Below are 5,050 nucleotides of genomic sequence, written 5' to 3' on the forward strand. Positions count from 1 at the left end.
GCGGCCGCACCAGATAGATGAAGGCCAGCGCCAGGATGAAGACGAAGTAGAGACCGGTGGCGGATTCCCGGAACTCGCGGCTCTGGCCGGCATAGTCGGTCTGGGCGGTGGCCGGCAGAACCTTGTTCGCCGCCGCCTGCATGACCGCCAGCGCCTCGCCCAGCGAGGTTCCCGGCGCCAGCGTCGCGGTGATGGTGGCGGAGCGCAGCTTGTTGAAGTGGTTCAACTCCTTGGGCGCCACCCGCTCCTCGACCTTCACCAGATTGGCGAGCGAGATCATCTGCCCGGCTCCCCCCGTGGCGGAGGTGCCGCCGCGGACATAGATGCCGGCGATGTCGTCCGGGTTGCGGCGGTCGACGTTCGCCACCTGGACGATCACGTCATACTGCTTGCCGTCCTTCTTGAAGCGCGTCACCTGCCGGCCGCCCAGCAGGGTTTCCAGCGTGCGGCCGACGGTGTCGACATCCACCCCCAGGTCCGCCGCCTTGTCGCGGTCCAGCGACACCCGCAGCTCCGGCTTGTTCAGCTTCAGGTCGGTGTCGAGGTTGGTCAGACCGGGGAAATTGCGGGCCTCCGCCATCATGGCGTTGACCATCGCCTGCAGTTCCTCGAAGGGCAGCGAGGTCTGGATGACGAAGTTCACCGGCTTGTCGATCGGGCTCTGGCCCAGCGAGGGCGGGTTGGTGACGAAGCCGAGGATGCCGGGAATGCCGAACATCTTGGGGAAAAGCTGGGCGGTGATCGCCTGCTGTTTCACCTCGCGCTGGTCCCAGTCGATCAGGCGGACAAAGGCGATGCCCTGGTTCACCACCGGAAAGCCGACGACGACGAAGAACTTCTCCAGCACCGGGATCTGGCGGAATAGCGCCTCCATCCGCTGGGCATAACCCATGGTGTAGTCCAGCGTGGAGCCTTCCGGCGCGATGGCGATGCCGACGATGGTGCCGCGGTCCTCGACCGGCGACAGCTCCGACTTCAGGCCGGTGAACAGGACATAGCTGGCGGCGGCGACGCCGAGACCGACCAGCAGCACCAGCGGCCGCGCCCGCAAGGACAGGCGCAGCAGCCGGCGGTAGCCGTCGGTCATCCCCTCCAGGAAGCGCTCGATGGCGCGGTAGAACAGGCCGTGCTTCGTCTCGTGCTTCAGCAGCTTGGAACACATCATCGGCGACAGGGTCAGCGCCACGAAGCCGGACACGATCACCGCACCGGCCAGCGTCAGCGCGAATTCGGTGAACAGTCGCCCAGTACGCCCGGTCATGAAGCCGATCGGCGCGTACACCGCCGCCAGCGTAATCGTCATGGCGATGACGGCGAAGCCGATCTCGCGCGATCCCTTCAGTGCCGCCTGGAAGGGGTTCATCCCCTCTTCCACATAGCGGAAGATGTTCTCCAGCATGACGATGGCGTCGTCGACGACGAGGCCGATGGCCAACACCATCGACAGCAGGGTCAACGTGTTGATGGAGAAGCCCAGCGCATACATCTGGGCGAAGCCGCCGATCAGCGACACCGGGATGGTCACCAGCGGGACCAGCGTCGCCCGCAGCGAGCGCAGGAAGAAGAAGATGACCAGAACGACGAGAACGATCGCCTCGAAGATGGTATGGAACACCGCGTCGATCGACTTGGCGATGAAGACGGAGCTGTCATAGGCGACGTCCACCCCCATGCCGTCGGGCAGGGCGGCGGTGATCTTCGGCAGCGCGTCGTTGACCGCCTTCGACACGTCCAGCGGGTTGGCGGTGGACTGCTTCACCACGCCGATGGCGACGGCGCCGCGGCCGTTGAAGCGGGCGCTGACCCGCTCGTCCAGCGCACCCAGCTCCGCCCGGCCGACGTCGCGCAGCCGGACCAGATAGCCGGCATCGTCGCGCAGGATGATGGCCTCGAACTCCGGCGGGGTGCGCAGGTCGGTTTCCGACACCACGGTGAACTCGCGCGCCACGCTCTCGACGCGGCCGGCCGGAATCTCGACATTCTGCCGGCGCAGCGCGTTCTCGACATCCTGCGGCGTCACCCGGTAGGCCGCCATCCGCTGCGGATCGAGCCACAGCCGCATGGCGAAGCGGCGTTCGCCGAAGATGCGGACCTGCGCCACCCCAGGCAGGTTCTGCAGCCGGTCCTTGACATACCTGTCGGCGAAATCGGTCACCTCCAGCGGCGAATGACGGTCGGAGGAGAAGGCAAGATAGATGATCGGCTGGGCGTCGGCCTCAACCTTGGCGATCACCGGCTCGTCGATCTCGCTGGGAAGCTGGGCGCGGACACGGCCCACCCGGTCGCGCACGTCGCTGGCGGCGACATCGACGTTGCGGTCCAGCCGGAAGCGCAGGGTGATCTGCGACTTCTCCGCCCGGCTGATCGAGGACATGACGTCGATGCCCTCGATGCCGGCCAGGCTGTCCTCCAGCGTCTGGGTGACCTGGCTTTCGATGATCTGGGCCGAGGCGCCCTTGTAGGTCGTCTCCACCGTGACGACCGGCTCGTCGATCTTGGGATATTCGCGCACCGACAGGCGCTGGTACGACACGATGCCGATCAGCATCAGGGCGAGGCTCATCACCGTCGCCAGGACGGGGCGGCGGATGGAAATGTCGGACAGGACCATGACGCCTCAGCTCCCGGCTTTGGTCGGGAGCACCGTCACCGGCACACCGTCGCGGATCTTCAGCTGGCCGGCGGTGACCACCATGTCGCCGGGGGCGAGGCCCTTGGCGATCTCCACCTCCGCGTTGCGGCGTTCGCCCAGCACGACGCGGGTCTGGGCGACCTTGCCGTCCACCACCTTGAAGACGAACTGGTCCTTGCCGAAGGCGACGATGGCCTGTTCGGGGATCAGCACCGCGTCCGGCACCGTGGTCAGCGTCAGCGACACGCGGGCGAACAGTCCGGGGCGCAGCGAGCCGTCGGGATTGGGCACACGGGCGCGGATCGCCAGCGCGCGGCCGTTCACATCCACCAGCGGGTCGATGGCGTACACCGTGCCGTCGAAACTGCGCCCGCCGAAGGCATCCACCGCCACCTTCACTGTCTGCCCGACCTTCACCGCCGGCAGGAACATCTCCGGCACGCGGAAGTCCAGCTTCAGCGTATCGATGTCCTCAAGGTTGACGATGTCCTTGCCAGCCTGGACGAAGTCGCCGACCGACGCCTTGCGCAGGCCCAGCACCCCGTCGAAGGGGGCAGTGACGACCTGCTTGTCGAGCTGCGCCTTGGCCAGCTGCACCGCCGCCTCGTCGGCCAGAAGCTTGGCGGCGGCCTGTTCGCGGTTGCGCAGCGGGCCGGTGTTCTGGCGGACCAGCTGGTCGGCGCGCGACAGCTCGGCCCGGGAGAAGGCGATGCTCGCCTGGGCCTGGGCCAGGGTGGCACGAGCGATGGCGTCGTCCAGCCGGACCAGCACCGTGCCCTTGGTGACGCGCTGGCCCTCCTTGAAGGCGATCTCGCTGATGCGGCCGGCGATCTCGGGCCGGACGACCACCGATTCGTTGGACAGCAGCGAACCGACGGCGGTCACCGTCCGCTCGACCGTTCCGATGCGGACCTGGGTAGCCTCCACCGGCATCGGCGGTGCGCCCCCCGGCGGTTTGGCTCCCCCGGCTCCGCCAGCGGAGGCGCCCCCCGGGGCCTGCACACCGCCGGACAGCGCGCCGTTCACCATGGCGGTCAAACCGGCAACGGTCCCGCCCTGCTTCACGAAATACCAGTAGGCTCCGCCCGTGAGTGCCGCCAGAACGAGGAGCGCGACGATGCGAAGCGTGTGACGCATGGAACCGGGATCCGTACGGGTTTCGCTTTGCCGCAGCGCAACCGACAGAGGCACCGGGCAAGCCGAACTATATCGTTCAGTTCACATCCGGAGTCGAGAAGGTTCAACGGACCGAACCGTCCATGTCCACCGCGTTTCCGTGATCCCTGTCATCCCCGGCTTTTGCGATCTCAAGCTTTCCCGCCCGCATCGGCACCGTCCGGCCGCCGCACAGCGTCACCCACAGATCGGCCGGAGCACCGGCCATCACCGGAGCATCGGCGTCCATCCGTCGCACCCCGCCACCGTCAAGGTCGAGTCCCGGCGCGCAGCAGGGCGACTCGCCGGCCGGGACCAGGGCGCGGATCCGGCCACTCTCGATCCTGATATCGCATAACCCGTCAGCAACCCGCGCGTTCTTCAACCAGAACTTGCCATTGGCAGGAATGCGGGCGAGGCAGCAGGTCGGGGCATTCATGGGAGTTACCCGTGTCCGGTCCGGCGATGTGCGACGCACCAAAGCTGACACAGAATGGTAAAGAAAAACCAGCAGGGGCTTGGCCTCCCGGGCCTTACCCGTCCGCCTGCGCTCCCTCCAGCGCCAGGAATTCCTGGAAATTGGCGCAGCGTCCGGCCTTGAAGGCGGCCTGAAAGGCAGCGTTGCGGGCGCGCTTGGCGGCGATCGCCCGGGTGAAGCGGTGGCGCAGGGCCTCGTTGCGGATGCCCAGCCCGTCGTCGGCCAGCCGGTCCAGCACATGGCGGTAGCAGCGTTCCGCCCGCTCCCCGCTGTCGGCGGAAAAGGTGATGGAACCGGCGCGCTGGCGGTATTCATAGAAAGGCGTCGCCACCAGCGGCACCGGGCCGCTGGCATCGAGCAGCCGGACGTTGAAGACCACATCGTCGCAGAAATTCACGTCCTGGTCCCAGCCCGGCACCAGATCGCGCCGCACCACCGGAAACATCGGCACCGAGGTCGCCAGGAACCGCTCTCCATCCAGCAGGGCCGGGGCTTGCCCGTCCTCATACAGGCGCAGCAGGGGCGAATCGTCCTCGTCGCGGACCACGGCGACATTGTCGAAGGCGGCGCCATGCGCCAGGGCCAGCGGCGCCAGGGCGGACAGCCGGCCGGGGCGGAAACGGTCGTCGGCATCCAGCGGCGCCACCAGCCCCAGCCGCGCCGCCGCCAGTCCGGCATTGCGCGCGGCCGGCGCCCCGGCTCCCACCCGCCGGGTCGGGTGAAGACCAGCCGCGGATCCTCGAGTCCGGCAACCCGCAGCGTCTGGCGGTAGTCGGTGCCGTCAT

Annotated in this window: 4 protein-coding genes; all 4 read right to left on the reverse strand. The window is 67.7% G+C overall.

Annotated features, from left to right (window positions below; all coding sequences use genetic code 11):
- A partial coding sequence (locus tag I71_RS02330; protein ID WP_042689797.1) for an efflux RND transporter permease subunit occupies positions 1-2,611 on the reverse strand: 2,611 nt, incomplete at its 3' end.
- Between the two features lie 6 nt (positions 2,612-2,617).
- A complete protein-coding gene (locus I71_RS02335; protein ID WP_042689800.1) occupies positions 2,618-3,769 on the reverse strand; it encodes an efflux RND transporter periplasmic adaptor subunit in 1,152 nt (383 codons plus the stop codon).
- Between the two features lie 103 nt (positions 3,770-3,872).
- A complete protein-coding gene (locus tag I71_RS02340; RefSeq protein WP_042689804.1) occupies positions 3,873-4,226 on the reverse strand; it encodes a hypothetical protein in 354 nt (117 codons plus the stop codon).
- 94 nt (positions 4,227-4,320) lie between these two features.
- A complete protein-coding gene (locus I71_RS02345; protein WP_244433579.1) occupies positions 4,321-4,971 on the reverse strand; it encodes a glycosyltransferase in 651 nt (216 codons plus the stop codon).
- Between the last annotated feature and the right edge of the window lie 79 nt (positions 4,972-5,050).

The organism is Azospirillum sp. B506 (assembly GCF_000333595.1).
Taxonomy (GTDB): Bacteria; Pseudomonadota; Alphaproteobacteria; order Azospirillales; family Azospirillaceae; genus Azospirillum.